This is a genomic window from Streptomyces sp. 1222.5, from assembly GCF_900105245.1.
Taxonomy (GTDB): domain Bacteria; phylum Actinomycetota; class Actinomycetes; order Streptomycetales; family Streptomycetaceae; genus Streptomyces; species Streptomyces albidocamelliae.
Genome location: NZ_FNSZ01000001.1, coordinates 2228482 through 2251398, shown reverse-complemented (window position 1 = coordinate 2251398; position 22917 = coordinate 2228482). Strand labels below are relative to the sequence as shown.

Annotated in this window: 16 protein-coding genes and 1 pseudogene; 11 read left to right on the top strand and 6 right to left on the bottom strand. The window is 73.5% G+C overall.

Annotated elements, in window-relative coordinates:
* Positions 1 to 48: 48 nt before the first annotated feature.
* Positions 49 to 984 carry a phosphotransferase gene (locus BLW57_RS10125; RefSeq protein ID WP_093473835.1) on the top strand — a complete coding sequence of 312 codons (936 nt, stop codon included), beginning with the start codon at positions 49 to 51 and terminating at the stop codon, positions 982 to 984.
* 28 nt (positions 985 to 1012) lie between these two features.
* On the opposite strand, the gene treZ is transcribed toward BLW57_RS10125, so the two are convergent.
* Positions 1013 to 2758: a malto-oligosyltrehalose trehalohydrolase gene (treZ, locus tag BLW57_RS10120; RefSeq protein ID WP_093473833.1), complete on the bottom strand. Its 1746-nt coding sequence runs from the start codon at positions 2756 to 2758 to the stop codon at positions 1013 to 1015.
* Positions 2759 to 2934: 176 nt separating this feature from the next.
* Here treZ and BLW57_RS10115 point away from each other — a divergent pair, with 176 nt between their 5' ends.
* Both BLW57_RS10115 and BLW57_RS10110 read left to right on the top strand, forming a co-directional pair.
* Positions 2935 to 3486 carry a DUF1707 and FHA domain-containing protein gene (locus BLW57_RS10115; RefSeq protein ID WP_093473832.1) on the top strand — a complete coding sequence of 184 codons (552 nt, stop codon included), beginning with the start codon at positions 2935 to 2937 and terminating at the stop codon, positions 3484 to 3486.
* 126 nt (positions 3487 to 3612) lie between these two features.
* Complete coding sequence (locus tag BLW57_RS10110) at positions 3613 to 4026, top strand: SSI family serine proteinase inhibitor (RefSeq protein ID WP_093473830.1); 414 nt, start codon at positions 3613 to 3615, stop codon at positions 4024 to 4026.
* A 44-nt stretch (positions 4027 to 4070) separates the two neighbouring features.
* Here the strand turns inward: BLW57_RS10110 and BLW57_RS10105 are convergent, their stop codons facing one another.
* Both BLW57_RS10105 and treY read right to left on the bottom strand, forming a co-directional pair.
* Positions 4071 to 5321 (bottom strand): M14 family zinc carboxypeptidase, encoded by a 1251-nt coding sequence (locus BLW57_RS10105; protein WP_093473828.1) that lies wholly within the window; start codon positions 5319 to 5321, stop codon positions 4071 to 4073.
* A gap of 174 nt (positions 5322 to 5495) precedes the next feature.
* Positions 5496 to 7865 (bottom strand): malto-oligosyltrehalose synthase, encoded by a 2370-nt coding sequence (gene treY / locus BLW57_RS10100; RefSeq protein ID WP_256339453.1) that lies wholly within the window; start codon positions 7863 to 7865, stop codon positions 5496 to 5498.
* A gap of 81 nt (positions 7866 to 7946) precedes the next feature.
* Between treY and BLW57_RS10095 the strand changes: the two genes are divergently transcribed.
* The gene (locus BLW57_RS10095) at positions 7947 to 9233 is read left to right on the top strand and encodes an MFS transporter (protein ID WP_107450017.1); all 1287 of its coding nucleotides are present in this window, start codon (positions 7947 to 7949) and stop codon (positions 9231 to 9233) included.
* A 204-nt stretch (positions 9234 to 9437) separates the two neighbouring features.
* Here the strand turns inward: BLW57_RS10095 and glgX are convergent, their stop codons facing one another.
* Positions 9438 to 11546 (bottom strand): glycogen debranching protein GlgX, encoded by a 2109-nt coding sequence (gene glgX, locus BLW57_RS10090; RefSeq protein ID WP_093473825.1) that lies wholly within the window; start codon positions 11544 to 11546, stop codon positions 9438 to 9440.
* Positions 11547 to 11740: 194 nt separating this feature from the next.
* Between glgX and BLW57_RS10080 the strand changes: the two genes are divergently transcribed.
* From BLW57_RS10080 to BLW57_RS10065, 4 genes are all read left to right on the top strand, one after another.
* The gene (locus BLW57_RS10080; protein WP_093473824.1) at positions 11741 to 12550 is read left to right on the top strand and encodes a Tat pathway signal sequence domain protein; all 810 of its coding nucleotides are present in this window, start codon (positions 11741 to 11743) and stop codon (positions 12548 to 12550) included.
* Positions 12551 to 12598: 48 nt separating this feature from the next.
* Entirely contained in the window at positions 12599 to 13921 is a 1323-nt protein-coding gene (locus tag BLW57_RS10075; protein ID WP_093473822.1) for a copper amine oxidase, read from the top strand.
* A 115-nt stretch (positions 13922 to 14036) separates the two neighbouring features.
* Positions 14037 to 15275, top strand: a complete 1239-nt coding sequence (locus tag BLW57_RS10070; protein ID WP_093473821.1) for an SAV2148 family HEPN domain-containing protein — start codon at positions 14037 to 14039, stop codon at positions 15273 to 15275.
* A gap of 110 nt (positions 15276 to 15385) precedes the next feature.
* Positions 15386 to 16108: a 3'-5' exonuclease gene (locus BLW57_RS10065; protein WP_093473819.1), complete on the top strand. Its 723-nt coding sequence runs from the start codon at positions 15386 to 15388 to the stop codon at positions 16106 to 16108.
* Between the two features lie 54 nt (positions 16109 to 16162).
* Here the strand turns inward: BLW57_RS10065 and BLW57_RS10060 are convergent, their stop codons facing one another.
* On the bottom strand, positions 16163 to 17026 hold the full coding sequence (locus BLW57_RS10060) for a phosphotransferase enzyme family protein (protein ID WP_093473818.1): 864 nt from the start codon (positions 17024 to 17026) through the stop codon (positions 16163 to 16165).
* A gap of 103 nt (positions 17027 to 17129) precedes the next feature.
* Here BLW57_RS10060 and mgt point away from each other — a divergent pair.
* Positions 17130 to 18423, top strand: a pseudogene (gene mgt, locus BLW57_RS10055) (macrolide-inactivating glycosyltransferase).
* 84 nt (positions 18424 to 18507) lie between these two features.
* On the opposite strand, the gene BLW57_RS10050 reads toward mgt, so the two are convergent.
* The gene (locus BLW57_RS10050) at positions 18508 to 20751 is read right to left on the bottom strand and encodes an MMPL family transporter (RefSeq protein ID WP_093473815.1); all 2244 of its coding nucleotides are present in this window, start codon (positions 20749 to 20751) and stop codon (positions 18508 to 18510) included.
* 400 nt (positions 20752 to 21151) lie between these two features.
* Between BLW57_RS10050 and BLW57_RS10040 the strand changes: the two genes are divergently transcribed.
* Positions 21152 to 21703, top strand: coding sequence for a DUF1697 domain-containing protein (locus tag BLW57_RS10040; protein WP_093480633.1), 552 nt, complete (start codon positions 21152 to 21154; stop codon positions 21701 to 21703).
* A gap of 133 nt (positions 21704 to 21836) precedes the next feature.
* The gene (locus BLW57_RS10035; RefSeq protein WP_093473813.1) at positions 21837 to 22862 is read left to right on the top strand and encodes a ketopantoate reductase family protein; all 1026 of its coding nucleotides are present in this window, start codon (positions 21837 to 21839) and stop codon (positions 22860 to 22862) included.
* Positions 22863 to 22917 lie beyond the last annotated feature (55 nt).

Sequence of the window (22917 nt, the reverse complement as noted above, 5' to 3'; positions counted from 1 at the left end):
CCCCGAGGACATCCCCAGTCGACACCCGGAACGGCACACGCGCGACTCATGACCCAGGCACCGACACCCACCGCGGACACCGTCCGCAGACTGGTCCGCTCGCTGCTCGACGAGGGCACCGGCGGCACCGGCGGACCCGACGTGCGCCCCGTCCGGGAAGGCCACGCGCACACCTGGTGGGTCGGCACCCGCCACGTGCTGCGCCTCGCCCCCGACCGCGAGGCCTCCGCCCGCCGCCGCCGCGAACTGCGGCTGCGCGACCTGGTGCGCCCGCACGTGCCCGTCGCCGTGCCCACCAGCATCGCGCACGGCGACTGGGCGCCCGGCCTCGCCTACACCCTCGACACGCTGGTGCCCGGCGGCACGGCCGACGAGCACGACGTCTCCGCCGTCGGCGAGGCCGACCTCGCCGGGCTGCTCACCGGGCTGCGCGCGGTGCCCCACCGCCAGGCCGAGAGCGCCGGCGTGCCCCGCACCGCCCCGCGGTCGCTGGAGGCGCTGCGCCGCATGGCCGTCCACGCGGCCGAACGGCTCGCCGCCGCCGACGAGTTCGACGCCTCCCGGATGCACCAGCTCACCCCGCCGGGGGCGGCCCAGCTCGCCGCGCAGCCCGGCACCGCCGTCCTCACCCACCACGGACTGACCGGCGAACACGTGGTGGTCGGCGCCGACGGACGGGTGCGCGGCGTCCTGGACTGGACCGAGGCGGCGTTCGGCGACCCCGCCGAGGACATCGCCGGGCTCGCCGTCGCCGTCGGCTCCCCGGCGGCCGTTCGCGCCGCCACCCTGGCCGGTTACGGCCCCCGTCCCTGCCTGCGCGGCCTCTGGCTGGCCCGCTGCGACACCGTCGTGCGCCTCACCGGCCACCTCGAAGGTCGCACGGGCGGCAGCGGAACGCTGCTGCGCGCCCGTCTGCGCCGGGTCTGGGAGCCGATCCTGCTGGAGCGGGTGACGGAGCTCAAGGACGACGAGACCGAGCCCTAGAGGCGCCCTCCCGAGCCCTGAAGGCCCCTCAGGGCTGGGTCAGCACCACGCAGGACTCCCCGGGCACCTGGAGCAGCCCGTCCGGGCCGGGGGCCTCGACCGGCTCCCACGCGGCCAGCACCTCCGTCCGGCCGGTGCCGAGCGGGATCGCCGCCGTCTCCTTGCCCAGGTTCACCGCCACCCGTACGTCCCCGCGCCGGAAGGCCAGCCAGCGGGCCTCGTCGTCGTACGCCACCTTGGTGTCGGCGAGATCGGGGTCGGTGAGGTCGGGCTGCTCGTGGCGCAGCGCGATCAGCCGCCGGTACCAGGCCAGCACGCGTGCGTGGGGCTCGCGCTCCGGCTCCGACCAGTCCAGGCAGGAGCGCTCCCGGGTCGCCGGGTCCTGCGGGTCCGGTACGTCCTCCTCGGCCCACCCGTGCTCCGCGAACTCCCGCCGCCTGCCCCGCCGTACCGCCTCGGCCAGCTCGGGGTCGGTGTGGTCGGTGAAGAACTGCCACGGCGTGCCCGCGGCCCACTCCTCACCCATGAACAGCATCGGGGTGAACGGCGCCGTCAGAGTGAGGGCCGCCGCGCAGGCCAGCAGACCGGGGGAGAGGACGGCGGCGAGCCGGTCGCCCTGGGCGCGGTTGCCGACCTGGTCGTGCGTCTGGCTGTAACCGAGCAGCCGGTGCCCGGCCACGCGCGCGCGGTCCAGCGGACGGCCGTGCCGCCGGCCCCGGAAGCTGGAGTACGTGCCGTCGTGGAAGTAGCCGCCGGTGAGCGTCTTCGCCAGCGCGGCGAACGGGTCGCGGGCGAAGTCGGCGTAGTATCCCTGCGACTCACCGGTCAGCATGGTGCGCAGCGCGTGGTGGAAGTCGTCGTTCCACTGCGCGTGCAGGCCGAGGCCGTTCTCCGCGCGCGGGGTGATGAGCCGCGGGTCGTTCAGATCGGACTCGGCGATCAGGAACAGCGGCCGCCCCACCTCCTCGGCGAGTCCGTCCACGGCGGCAGACAGGTCCTCCAGGAAGTGGCACGCGCGCGTGTCGTACAGCGCGTGCACCGCGTCCAGGCGCAGGCCGTCGACGCGGTAGTCCCGCAGCCACGCCAGCGCGCTGTCCAGCAGGAACGCCCGGACCTCGTCCGAGCCGGGGGCGTCGAGATTCACGGCCGAGCCCCACGGCGTGTGGTGGGTGTCCGTGAAGTACGGGCCGAACAGCGGCAGGTAGTTGCCGGAGGGGCCCAGATGGTTGTGCACGACGTCCAGGACGACGCCCAGGCCGAGTTCGTGCGCCCGGTCGACGAACCGTTTCAGTGCCTCGGGGCCGCCGTACGGCTCGTGCACCGCCCACAGCGACACCCCCTCGTACCCCCAGCCGTGCCGGCCCGGGAACGGGCACAGCGGCATCAACTCCACGTGCGTGACGCCCAGTTCCACCAGGTGCTCCAGCCGGGCCGCGGCCGCGTCCAGGGTGCCCTCGCGCGTGTACGTGCCCACGTGCAGCTCGTACAGCACGGCGCCCGGCAGCCCACGCCCGGTCCACCGCGTCCGCCAGGTGTACCCGCCGTGGTCCACGACCGCGCTCAGGCCGTCCGGGCCGTCGGGCTGGCGGCGCGAGCGCGGATCGGGCAGCACCGGCCCGTCGTCCAGCGCGAACCCGTACCGGGCGCCGTCCGCCGCCTCCGCCTCACCCGTCCACCAGCCCGTGCGCTCGGGGTCGCGCGCCAACGCGCGCGTGCCGCCCTCGCACTGGAGCGTCACTCGGTCTGCCTGCGGTGCCCACACCTCGAACTGCACGGACGGTTCCCCTTCGTCTGCTCACCGTGTTGTCCCGCGGCTCCATCGTGCCGCCCGGGCGATCGATCCGCTTCGCTATCAGTCCTTTCCCGGCAGGTGTCGCGGAAGTGCCCGCGTTTCGGCACCGATTCCGCGTTTTCTGGACACTCGGGGTTCACTGCCCGACAATCACGAGCGTGACGTCGTCCTTCGAGTTCTCCACGTACCCCGCGCGGTTGTCCGACGCGGAGCGCGACAAGGCGCTGCAGGCGCTGCGTGACGGCGTCGCCATGGGACGGCTGTCCCACGACACGTTCGTGCGCCGCATGGAACTGGCCCTCGCCGCGCGCCGCTCCGACGAACTCGCCGTCCTCATAGCCGACCTGCCCCGTGACAACCGCTTCTCCCGCATGGTCCTCGGCAGCGTCGAGGCCGTCTCCGGCTTCACCGTACGACTGCGCCGGGCCTGGCAGGCGGAGCGGCTGCCCAAGCTGCTGCTGCCGCACCCCGAGCACACCCACCCGCTGCGCATAGGCCGCGATCCCGCCAACGGGCTGCGCCTGAACCACGAGACCGTCTCCCGCGTCCACGCCGAGCTCAGCCGCCGCGGCGGCCTGTGGATCCTCCGGGACCTCGGCTCCACCAACGGCACCACCGTCAACGGCCGCCGGGTGACCGGCTCCGTCGTCGTCCGCGAGGGCGACCAGGTCTCCTTCGGCAGGATGGCGTTCCGGCTCGCCACGGGCTGACGCCCTTGGCGGGCCGAGCGGATCCCGGCCGGCCGCCTTCGAACTGGCGCTCCGTTCCGCGCGCGTACCGTCCCGATCGGGTGAGCCGCACTGCGGAACCCGGGCCTCCGTGCCGATGGACCCTGCATGACCTACATCACCAGAGCGACAGCGGCGGCCGGCGCCCTGCTGGCGGCCGCCGGGCTCCTCGCCGCGGGCCCGGCCCCAGCGGCGGCCGGCGACACCCTCCCCGGCAACTGGCTCTACCTGACGGTCACCAAGGGTGACGGCCGGCCGAGCGATCCGCGCGGCGGTCTGCTGCTGTGCGACCCGCCCCTGGGGCACGCGCGCGCGGCCGAGGCGTGCGCCGAACTCGACGCCGCCGGGGGCGACATCGAGCGCATCCCGGCCAAGAACGTCTTCTGCCCCATGATCTTCGCGCCGGTGACCGTCCACGCGCGCGGACTGTGGGACGGCCGGTCCGTCGACTTCCGCCAGACGTACACCAGCCGGTGCGTCATGGAAGCGCGGACCGGATCGGTCCTGGCCTTCGACGACTGAGCCCCGCGGCTCCCGGGCCGGGTGGTGCGGGGCGCCGTACCGCCTCACACCACCTGCTCCCGGGCCTGGTGCGCGGCCACCAGCACCGTCCGCGACTGATGCTCGACCTGGTTCTCCAGCGGCACCCAGCGGGCCCCGAAACGCGTCGCGAAGGCGTCGCACCACAGCGCCACGAGCTGTTCCAGCCGCGGTGCCGCGCTGTCGTCCGCCTCCCGCAGCACCCGGAGCAGCATCGCCGCCGCCCGCAGCGGCAGCCGCCGTCCGAAGGCGTCCACGCTGCCCACGTACGCCATCGTCGTGGCGGCCGGGGGGGTGTGCACCCAGTCCTCGGCGAGACCCGGGATCAGCTGCAGCGCCCAGCGCGCGGCCCGCAGCAGCGGCCCGTCCGCGCCGTCCAGCCGGGGCAGTGCCTCGGCGAGCACCCCCTCCACCTCCAGCGAGTCCCGCAGCAGCCGCCGGGCCAGCCGGCGCATGGCGGCCGCGGGCGCCGGGTGCGGCGCCGGGTCGTCCACCAGGTCGCTCGCCCACATCGGCACCTCCACCACGGCCGTCAGACCGCCGTGGCGGTGCGCGTGGTACCAGGTGCTGTGCCGCGCGTCGTCGGGCATGCTCGGGTAGGCGACGCCCGACTCCGGGCCGGGCATCACATGCACCCCGGGCCCGGAGGCCGGCCAGCCCGCCGCGTCAGAGGCGCCGGTCTCCACCGGGATGTGCAGCTCCGCCGCGGACTTCGCGAACGGTTCGGCGAGACCCGGCACGTCGCGCGTCAACTGCACCCAGCTGCCGCCCAGATCGGTGCCGTGCAGTGTCACCTGGAGGTACGGCCGCACCTCGTCGATCACCCCGGTCAGGGCCACCGTCTCGGGAGGCAGCCGGTCCGGCGGCAGCACCGACGGCGACCACTCCGGCTGCTCCGCGCCCGTGGGCCGGTAGAAGCCGAGGTGGTAGTCGAAGAGGCTGCGCGGCGCCGGGGTCACGTGCAGGCTCGCCCCGTCCGGGTCCGCGCACAGCAGGAAGTGCCAGGACGTGCCCGACCGCAACCCGCGCTCCGCCAGGACCCGTTCCGCCAGCGCCTGCAGGGTGGAGCCGCCCGTCGGCTCGTTGGCGTGCGCACCGGCGACGACCAGCACCGCTCGCTCGGCGTGCCCCATCGACAGCAGGTGCAGGGGTCTGCCCGCGCGCGAGCTGCCCACCTGCCGCAGCGTGCACAGCCCGGGCTCCTGAGCGGCCAACGCTCGTGCCCGGGCCACCAGTTCGGGAACGCTGGGGTAGCGCAGCTCCGGCAGGAGACTCACCCCCGACTTGTTTCCGCCCGGCTTCGCACTCCAAGTCCCGCACGGGATGAGTGAACTGTCAAGCACGCGACGGGGCGGGAGCCGGGGCGCCCGGACGCAGTCACCCGGCGGCCTTCCGGGCCCGCGCTCCACCGGAACAGCGCTGGTGCGGGCCGCGGCCGGCAGACGTGCGCCTCAGCTGCCGGGGACTCGTTCCAGCAGCACCGCGGGCCGGTGCTCGAACAGGTCCGCCACGCGCGCGTCACCGGTGAACTCCCGGTCCGGGGCGAGGACGTCGGTCCACCGTCCGGGCGGCAGCGGCAGCCGGGTCTCCCGCCAGCCTCCGGCCTCCGCGAGCCGCAGCGAGAGCCGGGTCACCGCCGTGACCGCCTCGCCCGAGCGCGCGAACGCCACACAGTGCTCCGCCGCGGGCCCCTCGGCGGCCAGCGGCGCGTACCCCGCCGCCGTGCCGAAGACGTCCGGCCGCCGCGCCCGCAGCCGCAGCGCGGCCACGGTCAGCGCGTCCTTTTCGCCGGGCACCTCGGGCGGGAACGGCACGGGCCGCCGGTTGTCCGGGTCCACCAGCGCCCGGTACTCGCCCTCCGTGCCCTGGTACAGGTCCGGCACGCCCGGCATCGTCAGATGGACCAGCGCGGTGCCGAGGACGTTGGACCGGACGTGCGGCTCCAGGACCTTGCGGAAGGCGGCCACGCGCTCACCGGGCGGCCCGCAGGGGCCGGCGGCGACGAAGGCCGCCACCGCGTCCTCGTACGGCGGTTCCTGCTCCGTCCAGCTGGTGTACATCCCCGCCTCGCGCACATGCTTCAGCAGCGCCTCGCGGATCCGCTCCTCCTCGGCCGGACCCAGCCCGAACACCGTCTGCCAGGCCGCCCAGGCCAGCTGCCCGTCCGGCGCCCCCTCCTCGGCCCGCGTCACCTCGGCGAGCAGCTCGGCCCACCGCACGGGGCACTCGCTGAGCACGGCCAGTGCCGCCCGGACGTCGGCGCTGCGCTTGGTGTCGTGCGTGGAGACCACCGTTCCGGTGTCCGGCCAGTCGCGCTGCACGCGCGCGCAGTACGCGTGGAAGTCCTCCGGGTCCACGCCGGGAGCGCCGGGGTCGCCGCCCACCTCGGTCGCCGACAGCAGCGGCACGTACCGGTAGAAGGCCGTGTCCTCGACGGACTTGGCGCGCAGCGCGGACGCGGTCTGCGCGAACCGTGTGCGGAACTCCACCCGGTCGGCGTGGTCCGCGGCGGACTCGTCGCCGAGCGGATCCACCAGGAGCCGCCGCACGACGCCGACGGCCTCCGCCTCCTCGGGCACCACGAAGGCCAGCCGGGCCTCCTCGGCGGCCTCCTCCGTGACGACGGCGGAGGCGTCACCGCGGGCGTAGGGCCGGTAGACCCGCATCCGGACCAGCAGCTCCTCCAGGGCCGTCCGCAGCGCCCACGGGGCCCGGTCGCGCAGCGACAGGTCCGGCGAGGCCGCGCACAGCCGTACCGCCACCCGGGTGAGCCGCTCGGTCTCCGTGGCCAGCTCGTGCGTGAGGACCTTGTAGGCGGCCCGCCGTACCGTGGCGTCCCAGTTGCCGCCGCGGTCCGTCTGCGGGGCGGCGAACGCCCGGTACCGGCCCAGCAGCTCGTGGGCCCCCGTCCGGTCCGTGAACAGCCCGTCGACCTGGCGCAGGGCGTCGTAGCCCGTGGTGCCCGCGACCGGCCAGGAGGCCGGCAGATGCTCGCCGTCGGCGAGGATCTTCTCCACGACCGTCCAGCGGCCGCCGGTCGCCTCGTGCAGCCGCGCCAGATAGGCGTCGGGGTCGGCCAGCCCGTCGGGGTGGTCGATCCGCAGTCCGTCGACCACCCCCTCCGCCAGCAGCTGCAGGATCTTGGCGTGGGTGGCGTCGAACACCTCCGGGTCCTCCACGCGCACCCCGATCAGCTCCGAGATGCTGAAGAACCGCCGGTAGTTCAGCTCGGTGCGGGCCAGCCGCCACCACACCGGCCGGTACCACTGGGCGTCCAGGAGCCGCGGCAGCGGCAGGTCCTCGGTGCCCGCGCGGAGCGGGAAGGCGTGGTCGTGGTAGCGCAGCACGTCGCCGTCGGCCACGAGGTGTTCGAGCTGTGAGCCGACCGGGCCGCCGAGCACGGGCAGCAGCACCCGCCCGCCCTGGGCGTTCCAGTCGATGTCGAACCAGCGCGCGTACGGTGACTCGGGCCCCTCGCGCAGCACCTCCCACAGGGCCCGGTTGTGCCGGGGCGCCATCGCCATGTGATTCGGCACGATGTCCACGACCAGGCCGAGGCCGTGCTCCCGCGCGGTCGCGGAGAGCGCGCGCAGCCCCTCCTCGCCGCCGAGTTCCTCGCGCACGCGCGCGGGGTCGACGACGTCGTAGCCGTGGGTGGAGCCCGGTACGGCCTCCAGGACGGGGGAGAGGTGCAGGTGCGAGACGCCGAGCGACGCCAGGTACGGTACGGCCGCCGCCGCGGCGGCGAACGGGAACGCGGGCTGGAGCTGCAGCCGGTAGGTGGCCGTGGGCACTGCGGGTCCGGGGCGCGCAGAAGTCATGGGAACCTACGTACCCAGACTGCCGCCTTTCGTGTCATCCACCCCTGCCCGGACCCACGCGCGCGTGCCTGGCTTCGGACGATGGGAACGTCACGGACGGGTTCGCCGAGTGGTGCCGCGACCGGGATCCCGGGCCGGCGCCGCACCCGGGACACCTACCGGCGGGTGATCGGCCTGACGGGCCCGCTGCTGCCCTGCGTGTCGTTCCTGGGGCGGCTGCCGACGGCCACCGTCCAGTTCGGCAGCGTGCTGCTCGTCGCCCGCACCAGCGGCTCCCTGTCGGCCGCGGGGCTGACCGGCGGGGCGCTGCTCGGCCAGGTGGCCTGCGGCCCGCTGGTGGGGCGGCTCGCGGACCGGCACGGGCAGCGGGCGGTGGTCCTCGCGTTCTCGCTCGCCAACGCGCTCGCCGTGGCGGCCCTCGCCCTCGGGGCGCTCGCCGGGCCGCCCACGGCCGTCCTGGCCCTGCTGGGGGCGACGGCGGGCGCCACCGTGCCGCTCGTCGGCCCGCTGGCCCGCACCCGCCTGGTGGCCCTCGCCCGCCGCTGGGGTGCCTCCGAGGACACCGTCGGTGCCGCCCTGTCCTTCGAGAGCACCCTGGACGAGATGTCGTTCGTCCTCGGCCCGGCCCTGGTCGGGGTCGCCGCCGTCCTGGCCCACCCGGCGTACGCCCTCGCCGGCGCGGCCCTGCTGGTCGCCGTCTGCGGCAGCGCCTTCGCCCTGCATCCGACCGCCCGGGTCACCGCGCCGGCCGGCGCGGACGCGCCCGCGTGCCGTCACCCGGACCGCGCGCGTACGGCCGCGGCCGCCCCCATGCCCCGCTCCGTCCACGCCCTGCGGGCCGCCCTCGCCCTCCAGGGGGCCATGTTCGGTGCCTGCCAGGCGGGGATCACCGCGCTCACGGCCCGGCTCGGGCACGAGGACCAGGCCGGGCTCGTGTACGCCGCCATGGGAGTGACGAGCGCGGTCGCGGGGTTCGCCATGGCCGCCGTACCGGCACGCTTCGGGCTGCGCACCCGGTGGCGGACGGCGACCGGGGCCGCCTTCGTGCTGTCGCTGCCGCTGCTGGGCACGGACGGCATGGCCGGGCTGTACGCGGTCGTCACCGTGCTCGGGGTGGCCTACGCCTCGCACCTCGTCACGGTCTTCGGGCTGACCGAGCGGGCGGTGCCGCCGTCCCGGCTGTCCGAGGCGATGGCGTTCGCCACCAGCTCCCTCGTCGGCGGGCAGGCCCTCGCGATCGCGCTCACCGGCCGCCTCGCCGACTCCTACGGCCCGCCGGCGGCGTTCGCCGCGGCGAGCACGGCAGCGGCCCTCGCCTGCGCCCTGGCCCTGACGTCCCGCCCGGAGCCACACCGGCGGCTCCCCTAGGCGCACGCCGGACGCCCACCCGGCACGCCTCCACCCGGACGTGCACGGACGCACAGCCCCGCGTGGAGAGGAGAGGGGCCCCGGGGGCGGGTACCGCTCTGCCTGCGCGCGTGCCGGACGACCACCGTCTCCGCGAGGGCGCCGTCACCAGGTCCGCCGGACGGCGCGGGGCCGGCGCGTGACACCGCCGGCCCCGCGCCCCGGCTACGCCGGTCGCTGGAGCACCGTCAGGCTGCGGTCGGCCAGGGTGAGGCGGTCGCCGGCCGCGACCTTCGCGGCCGGGTCGTCCGGCACCCCCTCCGGGCGCGCCGTGTCGACGACCACCTGCCACTGCCGGCCGTGGTTGACCGGCACCAGGAAGTCCAGCGGCTCCGGGGAGGCGTTGAACATCAGCAGGAACGAGTCGTCGCCGATCCGCTCCCCGCGCGTGCCGGGCTCGGAGATGGCGTTGCCGTTGAGGAACACCGTCAGCGCGGACGCCGGCGCCGAGTCCCAGTCCTGCTGGGTCATCTCGCTGCCCTCGGGGGTGAACCAGGCGATGTCGGACAGGTCGTCGTGCGTGCCCTCCACCGGGCGCCCGTGGAAGAAGCGGCGCCGGCGCAGAACCGGGTGGTTCCGCCGCAGCCACACCATCGCGCGCGTGAACTCCAGGAGGTCCTTGTCGTCCTCGGGCCACCGCACCCAGGACAGCTCGTTGTCCTGGCAGTAGGCGTTGTTGTTGCCGCTCTGGGTGCGGGCGAACTCGTCGCCGTGGCTGATCATCGGCACGCCCTGGGACAGCATCAGCGTGGCGATGAAGTTCCGCATCTGACGGGCGCGCAGCCCCAGCACCTCCGGGTCGTCGGTGTCTCCCTCCGTCCCGCAGTTCCAGGACCGGTTGTGGCTCTCGCCGTCCCGGTTGTCCTCCCCGTTCGCCTGGTTGTGCTTGTCGTTGTACGAGACGAGGTCGTGCAGCGTGAAGCCGTCGTGGCAGGTGACGAAGTTGATGGAGGCCAGCGGACGGCGGCCGTCGTCCTGGTAGAGGTCGGAGGAGCCGGTCAGCCGGGAGGCGAACTCCGCCAGCGCCCGCGGCTCGCCCCGCCACAGGTCCCGGACCGTGTCCCGGTACTTCCCGTTCCACTCGGTCCACAGCGGCGGGAAGTTGCCCACCTGGTAGCCGCCTTCGCCGACGTCCCAGGGCTCCGCGATCAGCTTCACCTGGGAGACCACCGGGTCCTGCTGCACCAGGTCGAAGAACGACGACAGCCGGTCCACCTCGTGGAACTGCCGGGCCAGCGTGGCCGCGAGGTCGAAGCGGAAGCCGTCGACGTGCATCTCGGTCACCCAGTACCGCAGCGAGTCCATGATCAGCTGGAGCACGTGCGGGGACCGCATGAGCAGCGAGTTGCCGGTGCCCGTGGTGTCCATGTAGTAGCGCGGATCGTCGGTGAGCCGGTAGTACGACGGGTTGTCGATGCCCTTGAAGGACAGCGTCGGGCCGAGATGGTTGCCCTCCGCCGTGTGGTTGTAGACGACGTCCAGGATGACCTCGATGCCGGCCTCGTGCAGCGCCCGCACCGCCGACTTGAACTCCAGCACCTGCTGGCCGCGGTCGCCCCAGGAGGCGTACGCGTTGTGCGGGGCGAAGAAACCGATCGTGTTGTAGCCCCAGTAGTTGTTCAGGCCCATGTCGACCAGCCGGTGGTCGTTCACGAACTGGTGCACCGGCATCAGCTCGAGCGCCGTCACACCCAACTGGGTCAGGTGCTCTATGACCGCCGGGTGGGCGAGCCCCGCGTACGTGCCGCGCAGCTCCTCCGGCAGCCCCGGGTGGCGCATGGTGAGACCCTTCACATGGGCCTCGTAGATCACCGTGTGGTGGTATTCGGTGCGCGGGGGCCGGTCGTCGCCCCAGTCGAAGTACGGGTTGATCACCACCGAGGCCATGGTGTGCGGCGCCGAGTCCAGGTCGTTGCGACGCTCGGGCGCGCCGAAGTGGTAGCCGTACACCTCCTCGCCCCACCGGACCGAGCCACTGACCGCCTTCGCGTACGGGTCCAGCAGCAGCTTCGCCGAGTTGCAGCGCAGCCCGCGCCCGGGGTCGTAGGGGCCGTGCACCCTGAACCCGTACCGTTGCCCCGGCATCACGCCCGGCAGGTACGCGTGCCGCACGAACGCGTCGCTCTCGCGCAGTTCCACCGCCGTCTCCGAGCCGTCGTCGTGCAGCAGACACAGCTCTACTCGGTCCGCGGCCTCCGTGAAGACCGCGAAGTTGGTTCCGGCGCCGTCGTACGTGGCGCCGAGCGGATACGCCTCTCCAGGCCAGACCTGCATGGATACGACTCTCCCAGGTGTGCCGCCCCCCTGGGGCCGCGTTGGCTTCCGAGTCTCCCCGAAAGTGACGGAACCTCCGGTGCCTTGCCTCCCTCTTACCCACCGACCAGTGCCTGCGGTGGTTCCTGTACCCGCCGTGGGCCGAACCAGTGGGGCACACATACTCCCGGGATCACGGGGAGTAGGGGGAACACGTGCGCGAGACAGTGCACCGCCATCTGGGAAAGGTGATGGCCGGAGCGGCCCTCGCGGCGGTGGGGACCGCCGCGATGGTCGCGATCACCCTGCCGGGCACGGCAGGGGCCGACGAGACGGGAGGGAACGACGGCGGCACGGGCACCGTGCGGAGCGCCCAGAGCCAGGGGGCGGTGCCGCCCGGTGTCGTGGAGCGGGCGCCCGCGGAGGAGAGCAGGGGCACAGGCCGGGACCCGCTGACCGACGACGAGATCCGGCGCGTCGAGCGGATCGCCCTGGACCGGCGGCTGCTGGGCTCGGCCGAGGACGTCGACGGGGGCCGTGGCCCGCAGCGGCTGAGCGTCGACCTCGCCGAACCGGAGGGCGGCGAGGCGGACGACCCGCGTGCGCCCCGGCGGGCCGACGTGACGTTCTACGACTACCGGGACGACACCCTCATCACCAGGACCGTCGACCTGGACACCGGAAAGGTCGAGGCGACCGCCACCCGGCGGGGCGTCCAGCCGCCGCTGAGCCGGGCCGAGAACACCGAGGCGGCGCGGCTCCTGATCGCCGACCCGCTGGGCGCGGGCCTGAAGGCCGACTACAAGGACGCCACGGACCGGGAACTCACCTCCCCGGACCAGCTGCTGCTGAGCGGCGGTGTCTACCGGGCCGCGCCGGGCGCCCAGCCGACGGCTCTCGACCGGTGCGGAGTGCACCGCTGCGTGCGGCTGTTCACCAAGGTCAGGAACGGGCCGTGGATCGACACGAGGTCCCTCGTGATCGATCTGAGCACCCACAAGGTCGCCGCCCTCGGACGCAGCTGACCGCCGTCACCTCACACCCGGCAACTCCGGCAAGGGAGTCATCTCGTCATGCCCGAGCACAGAATCAGCCGCACCCGGCGCAAGGCGGCGGCGGCCGGACTGGCGCTGGCCGCGCTCGCCGCCGGTGCGACGACCGCCGCGGGACCGGCCGCCGCGCAGCCGCGCGCGGCCGCCCCGGCAGCCGCCGACTGCGGCGCCGCCCACCGGATCGAGCAGAAGCTCACGAGCGGCACCACCTGGCGCATGTGCTGGCGCTACGACAGCATGGCCGGGCTCGTCCTGGAGCGGATCACCTACCAGCCCAAGGGCGAACCGAAGCCGGTCAAGGTCCTCAACAGCGCCCGGCTCGCCCAGATCCACGTCCCGTACGACGACGGCTCGCACGAGTACGACGACCTCACGGGCGAGAACTTCGCCCAGGGACTGATGGACCTGGCACCGGGCGAGTGCCCCGGAGGCACCATCAAGACCGTCAAGGTGCCCGACGGCGACCCGACCCACCCGAACGTCAAGGGTCTGTGCACCACCACCCGTTCGCGCGGTCACGCCTACCGGATGCAGGACGTCCTCAGCACGAACAAGCTCTACCAGGCCCAGGGCAAGGACTTCCTCGTCTACACCGTCAACCAGGTCGGGTGGTACGAGTACATCACCGAGTGGCGCTTCCAGGACGACGGCACCATCGGCATGAACGTCGGCGCGACCGGCAGCCTCTCGTGGGACGACTACAACGCCCAGGACGGCCGTGGCTGGCCCCTCGGTAAGGGCGCCAAGGACTACGCAACCAGTCACAGCCACAACGTCTTCTGGCGGCTCGACTTCGGTCTCGACGGCTCCTCCGCGTCGAAGATCGAGCAGTACGACTCGGCCGTCAGCCCGCCGGCCGGCCGGCAGGAGGGCCCGACCACCAGGACCACCCGCACCAGGGTCACCAAGGAACTCACCGGCGACCACAAGAACTACCGCTGGTGGCGTGTGGTCAGTGCCACCGGCAAGAACAGGGACGGGCACGCCCGTTCGTACGAGATCGTGCCAGGGCCGTCCACCGAGTACGCGGGCCGCAGCTTCACCAAGCACGATCTGTACGTCACCCAGTACGACAAGTGCGAGCTGTTCGCCAGCAACAACCCCAAGTGCGGGCAGGGTCACCCCACGTCCGTCGACAAGTGGGCCGACGGCCGGACCACCCTGACCCACCCGGTGGTCTGGATGAACATCGGCTTCCACCACATCGCGCGGGACGAGGACCAGCAGCCCATGCCCGTGCACTGGCAGGGCTTCGCCATCGCCCCGCGGGACGTCACGGCTATGAATCCGCTCACTCCCCGTGACCTCGCATGGCAGAACGGCCATTGGAAACCACGTAGTTGAGAGAAGTGGTTGAGAAACCGACCTGTCCATCCGGCTGCACCGCCGACCGCTCGCGGAGTACCCTTCCTTGATCGTTGAGACGGGAAGGCCCGGGGGGTCGGAAGGCGGTGCACGGGTGGGCTCGGGAGGGCTGGAGCTGCCCCCTGGTGGCGAGGGTCACGAGGGGAACTCCGCAGACGTCCCGCCCGGCGCGGTGTCCCTGGCCCGCCCGATGGACGCGGGAACCATCGGGCCGGAGCTGGACTGGGACGCCGACGCCTGGCGCGAGGTACGCACCCGCGCCCAGCGGGCCGGCCGGGCCTACATCTGGCTGAACCTCGTCGAGCAGCGGCTGCGTGCTGTCGTGGCCGCGGTCCTGCGTCCCGTCTACGAACCCGTCCACGGCGACGACTGGGTGGTGGCCGCGGCGGGCCCGGCCGGACAGGAATGGGTGCAGCGCGCCGTCGCGGTGCGTGAAGTCAGCCGCCGCAAGGGCTACTTGCTCGACCCCGCCGACGACAACGTGCTCAGCTTCCTCACCCTTCCCCAACTGCGTGAGCTGATGGTGCAGCACTGGCCCTGCTTCGAACCGTACTTCGACGAACGCCGGGACCTCGAACTCGCCCTGGACGAGCTGGAGGTGACCCGCAACGTCGTCTCCCGCAACCGGGCCCTGTCCGAGGCGGTCCTCGGCCAGGCCGAGCGGGCCTCGGCCCGGCTGCTGGAGATGCTCGGCTCGGCCGGTGACGTGCCCTCCGCGCGGCGGCTGCCCGTGGACGCGGTGGAGGACCTGGTCGGCGACCGGTACGCCGACGTCGTCGCCGTCCACGCCGACCGGGTGCGGCTGCTGCGCCAGTTCCCGGCCGAGGACTTCTTCGGCGGCGCACGCCGGCTCGACGCCATCGGCATCGGGCTCAACCTGCTCGTGCAGAACTTCTCCGGACGCCGGCTCGTCCGGCTCGCGGAAGCCGGCTGCCGGGTGCGGCTGCTCTTCCTCAACCCGGCCTCCAGCTCGGTCAAGCGCCGCGAGCGCGAACTCGGGATGAAACGGGGCGAACTGAGCCGGTCCGTCGAGATGAACATCCTGCACATGCGCCGGGTCCGGTCCCGGCTGCGCGACCCCGGCGCCTTCGAGATCCAGGTCTACGACGAGACGCCCCGCTTCACCGCCTACCTGGTCGACGGGGACGGCGCCGACGGCATCGCGGTCGTGCAGTCCTATCTGCGGGGCGCGCGCGGGATGGAGTCGCCGGTGCTGGTGCTGCGCAACGGCAGCCGGCTGGTCAAGAAGGACGACGTGGGCGAAGCCGGGCTCTTCCCCACATACCGCGAGGAATTCGAGGTGGCCTGGGCGGATTCGCGCCCGGTGTCCTGAACTGTCCGCGGGGGCGGGCGGAAGGCGGTCCCCGGATTGTCAGTGCCGCGTGCGAAGGTGGAGACCACTGGGGGGAAAGCACCACCAAGAAGCAAGAAGGGGGGCCGCCGATGGGCTGGCACCGGGAGCTGCTGATCGGCTTCGACCTGGAGACGACCGGGACCGATCCGCGCGAGTCACGCATCGTCACCGGCGCGGTGATCGAGGTCAGGGCCGGTGAGCCCATGGGACGCCGGGAATGGCTCGCCGATCCGGGCGTGGAGATCCCGGCCGACGCGGTCGCCGTGCACGGCATCAGCAACGAACGCGCGTCGGCCGAGGGCCGCCCCGCCGACCAGGTCGCCGAGGCCATCGCCGGCGTCCTGGTCTCCTACTGGAGAACCGGGGTCCCGGTCGTCGCGTACAACGCGGCCTTCGACCTCACCCTGCTCTCCGCCGAACTGCGCCGGTACGGACTGCCGTCCCTCTCCGACCGCCTGGGCGGCGCGCACCCCGGTCCCGTCATCGACCCCTACACCATCGACCGCCGGGTCGACCGCTACCGCCGCGGCAAGCGCAATCTGGAGGCGGTCTGCGCGGAGTACGGCATAGCCCTCGACGCGGCCCACACCGCCTCGGCCGACGCCCTCGCCGCGGCGTGCCTGGCGTCCGCGATAGCCGAACGTCACCCGAAGATCGCCGCCCTGGGCGCCGCGGAACTGCACCGGCAGCAGATCCGGTGGTACGCGGAGTGGGCGGCGGACTTCCAGGACTTCCTGCGCCGCAAGGGGGACGCCACGGCGGTGGTGGACGGGACCTGGCCGCTGCGGGAGCTGGTGGACGAAACCGTCTGACCCGGCCGCACGGGTGCCGCCGGTCGCCACGGGTCCGGCCGCTCCGCACCGGATTCAGAACGGATACCAGCGCACCGTCTCGTCCCCGTCCTGCAGGGACGCCACCCGGCGGCGGAACTCGGCCAGCGCCTTCGGATTGCTCGGCGCGTGCTGGGCCACCCACGCACAGCTGGCCGTCTCCCGGGCGCCCCGCAGCACCGCGCAGCCCTCCCACTCCCGCACGTCCCACCCGTACGCCTCGGTGAAGGAGTCGTACGCCTCGGCCGGCAGTCCGTACCGGTCGCGGGAGAGGGCCATCACCACCAGGTCGTGCTCGCGCAGATCGGCGGAGAAGGTCTCCAGGTCGACCAGGACCGGCCCGTCCGGGCCGATGTGCACGTTGCGCGGCAGGGCGTCGCCGTGGATCGGTCCCGGCGTCAGACGCGGTGTCAGGGCGGCCGCGGCAGCCGCGAAACCGTCCCGGCGCGCCCGGAGGTAGGCCGCGTCCGCGGGGTCGATCGCGTCTCCCGCCAGCCGCAGCCAGCGCTCCACACCGCCCAGCAGCTCCCGCGGCGGCAGCGCGAAGGGCGGCGCGTCCAGCGCGTGCACGATCCGCAGCAGCCGCGCCAGATCGCTCGGCTCGGCCGGGCGTACGGCGTCGGGCAGCCGGCGCCACACGGTCACCGGGTGCCCCTGGACCAGCCGCGGCTTCGGCTCGGCCGCCCGCACCGCCGGGACCTGCGCCCCGGCGAGCCAGCCGGCGATGTCCAGCTCGCGCCGGGCCCGCTCCAGCAGCTCGGCGTCCCGGCCGACCTTCACCACCAGGTCGCCGGCGGCGAACACCGCGTTCTCACCGAGGGCGAGGAGCCGCGCGTCCGGGGCCCGGCCCGAAGCGACTCCCGCCGCGTCCAGTACGTCCCGCGCCCGCGCCTCGTCCATCGTCGTGCCTCCGTGCCGTCTGCCCGTGCGGTCCGTGGGCCCACCGGGCGTGCCGGGTACGGGCCGTTCCCGGCCAGTCTCGCATCCGCACAGGTCGGCCCGTGTGCGCGCCCACCGGGAGGACGGGAGCACCGAAAATCGATTAGACGAGACGGTTCGTCTCGCGTACGGTCCCGCACATGACCGCGAAGACCGTCACCCCCGCCCACATCGCCATGTTCTCCATCGCCGCCCACGGCCATGTGAACCCCAGCCTGGAGGTGATCCGCGAACTCGTCGCCCGGGGGCACCGCGTGACCTACGCCGTCCCGCCGGTGTTCGCCGACAAGGTGGCCGCCACGGGGGCCCGGCCCGTGCCCTACACCTCCACCCTGCCCGGCCCCGACGCCGATCCCGAGGCCTGGGGGAGCACCCTGCTCGACAACGTGGAGCCGTTCCTGGACGACGCGATCCAGGCGCTCCCGCAGCTCCTCGACGCCTATGCCGGCGACGAACCCGACCTCGTCCTGCACGACATCGCCTCCTACCCGGCCCGCGTCCTCGCCCGTCGCTGGGGCGTCCCCGCGGTGTCCCTGTCCCCGAACCTGGTCGCCTGGGAGGGCTACGAGGAGGAGGTCGCCGAGCCGATGTGGGCCGAGCCGAGGAAGACCGCACGCGGGCGGGCCTACTACGCGCGGTTCGAGGCATGGCTGACGGAGAACGGGATCAGCGAGCACCCGGACCCGTTCACCGGCCGCCCGGCACGCTCCCTGGTGCTCATCCCGAAGGCGCTGCAGCCGCACGCCGACCGTGTCGACGAACGCGTCCACAGCTTCGTCGGCGCCTGCCAGGGCGACCGGGCCGAGCAGGGCGACTGGCAGCGGCCCGCGGGCGCCGAGAAGGTCGTCCTGGTCTCCCTCGGCTCGGCCTTCACCAGGCAGCCCGCCTTCTACCGCAGCTGCGTCCGCGCCTTCGGCGACCTGCCCGGCTGGCACCTGGTCCTGCAGATCGGCGCGCATATGGACCCGGCCGAGCTGGGCGACGTGCCGTCCGGCGTCGAAGTACGCCACTGGGTGCCCCAGTTGGCGATCCTGCGGCAGGCCGACCTGTTCGTCACGCACGCCGGCGCCGGCGGCAGCCAGGAGGGGCTCGCCACCGCCACACCGATGATCGCCGTGCCGCAGGCCGTCGACCAGTTCGGCAACGCCGACATGCTCCAGGCGCTCGGGGTGGCCCGGCGCCTGTCCACCGAGGAGGCCACGGCCGAGCGCCTCCGCGAGACCGGCCTCGCGCTGCTGGACGACCCCGACGTGGCCCGCCGTCTGAAGACCCTTGGGGCGGAGATGGCCCAGGAGGGCGGCACCCGGCGTGCGGCCGACCTCATCGAGGCCGAACTGCCCCTCGTGCGCCGGAAGTAGCGCCGGGGAGGCACCCCGTGCCCCGCAACGGGCAGGGCCCGCCGGTTCCTCGCGGAACCGGCGGGCCCTGCGGGGCGGGTGGGATCAGACCGGCAGCCGTTCGCTCTCGCCGCGCACCGGCTGGGCGATCACCTCGGGCGCCTCGTCATGGGTCAGGTCCGGGAGGCGGTGCAGCCACTTGGGGAAGTACCAGTTGCGCTCGCCGAGCAGTGCCATCACCGCCGGCAGCAGCACCCCGCGGATGACCGTCGCGTCGATCAGGACGGCCGCGGCGAGACCCACGCCCATCTGCTTCATGGACTGCATGGACAGCGTGCCGAAGATCGCGAACACGGCGACCATGATGACCGCGGCGCTGGTGACCACCCCGGCCGTGGTGACCACGCCGTGCCGGATGGCGTCCCGGGTGTCGCGACCCCGCATCCGGGCCTCGCGGATCCGGGAGACCACGAACACGTGGTAGTCCATGGACAGTCCGAACAGGATCACGAAGAGGAACAGCGGCAGCCAGGTCACGATCGCGCCGACGCCCTCCGCGCCCACCAGCGAGGCGCCCCAGCCGTGCTGGAAGACGGCGACGAGGACGCCGTAGGCGGCCGCCACCGACAGCAGGTTGAGCACGATCGACGTGAGCGCCACGGTCAGCGAGCGGAACGACAGCAGCATCAGCAGGAAGGCGAAGACGACCACGAACGCGAAGACCGGCACCACCGAGCCCATCAGCTGGTCGTTGAAGTCGCTGTTGCCCGCGACCTGTCCGGTGATCGGTGCCTCCACCCCGTCGACCTTGCCGAGGGTCGCGGGCCGTACCTCGTCCCGCAGCTTGTCGAGGCTCTTCGTCGCCTTGTCCATGTCGGAGCCGCCGACCAGCGGCACGGACACCAGCGCCACGTTCTGCGCCTTGTGCAGCTTGATGTCGACCGGGCCGCGCGAGGCACCCGAGGAGATCGCCCGCTCCTTGAAGTCGGCCAGTGCCTGCCGGACTTCGGGTGCGGCGATGTCCTGGGCCCGTACGACGACCTGGGCCGGTTCGCTGCCGCCCGGGAAGGCGTCGTTGACGCGGTTGTAGGTCTGCACCATCGGCAGCGAGTCGCCGAACTCCTGGTCCAGGGTGAGCTGCTGGGTCTTCATGCCGAGCGCGGGTGCCGCGATCGCCAGCAGCGTGCCGCCCGCGATGACGACCGAGACCAGCGGCCTGGCGAGCACGCCCCGCAGCACCGCCGACCAGAACCGGCTCCCGCCGTCGGTGCCCCGCTCCCGGCGCCGCCGGCCCACGAAGGGCAGGCGCCCCTTCTCGACCCGCTCGCCGAGCAGCGACAGCAGCGCCGGCAGCACCGTCACCGACCCGACCATGGCGACCGCCACGACCATCAGCGAGGCGAGCCCCATCGCCTCGAACTCGGCGAGGCCGGTGAACAGCATGCCGGCCATCGCCACGCACACCGTGACACCGGAGACGACGATCGCCCGGCCACTGGTGGCGGCGGCGATCCGGAGGGCCGTGCCCGCGTCCCGCCCGGCGGCCCGCTCCTCGCGCTCGCGCCGCAGGTAGAACAGGCAGTAGTCGACACCGACGGCCATTCCGACCAGCAGCATCACGGAGTTGGCGGTGTCGCTCATCGGCTGGAGGTGGCTGACGATCCCCATCAGACCCATCGTCGCCATGATCGCGGTGATCGCGAGCGCCACCGGCAGCAGCGCGGCCACCAGCGCCCCGAAGGCGATCAGCAGGATGCCGAGGGCCACCGGCACGGCCGAGTACTCGGCCTGCTGGAAGTCGTCCCCGAAGGCGTCCTTGTACTGCTTCTGCATGCTGGCGCCGCCGATCTCCTCGATCCGCAGCGAGCCGTGGTCCTTCTGCACTCCGGCCACGGCGTTCAGCACCGGCTCGATCCGGTCGGCGGCCGTCTCCGCGTCACCGCGCAGATCGAACTGCACCAGCGCGCTGCGGCCGTCCCGGGAGATGGTGTGCGCGTCGTACGGCGAGGTCACACCGGTCACCTTGCCGGTGCCGCGCACCGCGTCGACGACATCGGCGACGGCGGCCCGGAACTCGCCGCTCGTGGCCTCGACGGAGCCGCCCTTCGACTGGATGAGCACGGTCTCACCGGCCGGCTCCTCGATCCCCGCGTCCTCGATGATGCGGGCCGCGGTGTGCGTCTCTCCCTTGAGCTGGTCGCTCTCGTCCACGTCGACCCGCCCCGCCGCCGAGCCGAGCCCCATCGCCAGGACCACGAACAGCACCCATATGCCGACGGCCGCCCAGCGGTGCCGCGCGCTCCAGCCGCCGGCGCGGGCGGCCAGCCCCCGCACCTCTGTCTTCCCCATGACGGGTACGCCCCCTCGTGTGCGGTGGCGACCCCCTGCCGCCACTTCCGTGCTTTCTCCGTTCGACGGTATGGGCCCTGCGGGCGCGTCTCGTCGTGCTGCCCGGTGAGCTGCGGCGGCCCCGGCTCACCGCTGGGGAGGACGACGGGCCCTTACATCTATCGGGGATCCACCGGTACGCGGCTCAGGGGTGCCGCGTCTCGGGTGCGCCTGGCGGTGTCCGATCCGCCGTCAAGATCCACTTTGTGATTACGAAACCTTGTTGAACAAGTCACAGCTGCGTGTAGGAGTTGATCCGCACCCCGCTCATCCGCGAGAGTTTCGCGCAACCCGGCGCACGCCGGGCGCGGCCGTCGTGCCCACCCCCACGGGGCACGACGGCCGCTCTAAAATGGGCCGGATGACGACCTATGCGGCGCTGCTGCGCGGAATCAACGTCGGCGGCACCAGGAAGCTCCCGATGGCCGACCTGCGCACGCTCCTGACCGGTCTCGGCCACTCCGGCGTACGCACCCATCTGCAGAGCGGCCAGGCCGTCTTCACCGCCGACCGCGGCGACGCGGAGTCCCTGGCCGCGGAGCTGACCCGGGCCATCGAGGAACGGTTCGGGTTCTCCGTCGACGTGCTCGTACGCGACCACGGCTATCTGTCGGCGGTCGCCGAGGCCTGCCCCTTCCCGGCCGCCGAACTGGAGGCCAAGCAGCTGCACGTCACCTACTTCTCCGCACCCGTCACCCCGGACCGCTTCGCGGACATCGACCCGGCCGCCCACCTCCCCGAGGAGTTCCGGCTCGGCGACCGCTGCCTGTACCTGTACGCCCCCGACGGCCTCGGCCGCTCCAAGCTCGCGGAGGCACTGGCCCGGCCGCGGATCACCAAGGGCCTGATCGCCACGAGCCGGAACTGGAACACGGTGGCCAAACTGGTCGAGCTGACGGCTCCGGGGGCGTGACCGCGCGTACGTCCCGCCGCCCCGGCGCGGTCCCCGACCGCATCGGCGAACCGCCCCGCGAGCGGCCCGGGTTCACCGGTCCCGCACGTGGGCGACGGGTGGACACGGCACGTGGTGTGCGAGGCTCTGCCCCATGCGCTACATCATCATCGGGGCCGGAGCGGTCGGCGGCACGGTCGGCGGCCGGCTGGCCCAGGCCGGGCGCGAGGTCGTCCTGGTCGCACGTGGCCGGCACCTCGCCGCGCTGAACGCGCACGGGCTGCGGCTGCGGGTGCCGCAGGGCGAGTCGACGTACCGGCTGCCGGCCGTCGAGGGGCCGGGCCCACTCGGTGAACTGCGCGCCGACGACGTGCTCGTCCTCGCCGTGAAGACCCAGGACACCGTGGCCGCCCTGGACGCCTGGGCGGGCGTGCCCGTCGCGGGCGGCGGCACGGCGGCCGAACGACTGCCGCTCGTCTGCCTGCAGAACGGTGTGGAGAGCGGACGGCTCGCCCTGCGCCGCTTCCGCCGGGTGTACGGCGTCTGCGTCTGGCTGCCCTCCACCTTCGTGGAACCCGGCGTCGTCTCAGCGGCCGGCACCCCGCTCACCGGCATCCTGCACCTCGGCCGTGTCCCGCACGGCGCCGACGGCACCGCCCGCCGGATCTCCGCCGACCTCCAGGACGCGCACTTCGAGGCGCCGGTGGTACCGGACGTGGCCCGCTGGCAGTACGCCAAGCTGCTGGGCAACCTCGGCAACGCCCTGGAAGCGGTGAGCGGGCCCGTCACCGGCGAGGCGGCCGAGGCCCTGTACGCCCGGGTGCGGGCCGAGGGGGAGGCCGTGCTCGACGCGGCCGGCATCGCCCACGCGAGCGCCGAGGAACAGCGCGCGGCACGCGGCGACAAGGTCACGCTGGTCCCGCTCGATGGGGCCGTGCGCGGCGGGGGTTCGTCCTGGCAGTCCCTCGTCCGGGGCACCGGCTCCATCGAGGCGGACTACCTCAACGGCGAGATCGTCCTCCTCGGCCGGCTGCACGGCGTGCCGACCCCGCTCAACGAGCTGCTCCAGCGGATCGCCGGGGTATTCGCGCGGGAACGCCGGGCGGCCGGCTCCCTGCCGGTCGCCGAACTGGTCGCGCTGGCCGACCGGGCCGGCGGAGCGGCGGCACAACACGGTTGATCTTCCGGCCGGTTCGGTGTTTCGTGGCCCCGTCCGGGGCGCGCGGCCGCCCAGG

What these genes read in the sequence shown, in the direction of transcription:
- BLW57_RS10125 (WP_093473835.1), top strand. Translation starts at nt 49, where the DNA reads ATGACCCAGGCACCGACACCCACCGCGGACACCGTCCGCAGACTGGTC.
- BLW57_RS10110 (WP_093473830.1), top strand. Translation starts at nt 3,613, where the DNA reads ATGACCTACATCACCAGAGCGACAGCGGCGGCCGGCGCCCTGCTGGCG.
- treY (WP_256339453.1), bottom strand. Translation starts at nt 7,865, where the DNA reads ATGACTTCTGCGCGCCCCGGACCCGCAGTGCCCACGGCCACCTACCGG.
- BLW57_RS10095 (WP_107450017.1), top strand. Translation starts at nt 7,947, where the DNA reads ATGGGAACGTCACGGACGGGTTCGCCGAGTGGTGCCGCGACCGGGATC.
- glgX (WP_093473825.1), bottom strand. Translation starts at nt 11,546, where the DNA reads ATGCAGGTCTGGCCTGGAGAGGCGTATCCGCTCGGCGCCACGTACGAC.
- BLW57_RS10075 (WP_093473822.1), top strand. Translation starts at nt 12,599, where the DNA reads ATGCCCGAGCACAGAATCAGCCGCACCCGGCGCAAGGCGGCGGCGGCC.
- BLW57_RS10065 (WP_093473819.1), top strand. Translation starts at nt 15,386, where the DNA reads ATGGGCTGGCACCGGGAGCTGCTGATCGGCTTCGACCTGGAGACGACC.
- BLW57_RS10060 (WP_093473818.1), bottom strand. Translation starts at nt 17,026, where the DNA reads ATGGACGAGGCGCGGGCGCGGGACGTACTGGACGCGGCGGGAGTCGCT.
- BLW57_RS10050 (WP_093473815.1), bottom strand. Translation starts at nt 20,751, where the DNA reads ATGGGGAAGACAGAGGTGCGGGGGCTGGCCGCCCGCGCCGGCGGCTGG.
- BLW57_RS10040 (WP_093480633.1), top strand. Translation starts at nt 21,152, where the DNA reads ATGACGACCTATGCGGCGCTGCTGCGCGGAATCAACGTCGGCGGCACC.
- BLW57_RS10035 (WP_093473813.1), top strand. Translation starts at nt 21,837, where the DNA reads ATGCGCTACATCATCATCGGGGCCGGAGCGGTCGGCGGCACGGTCGGC.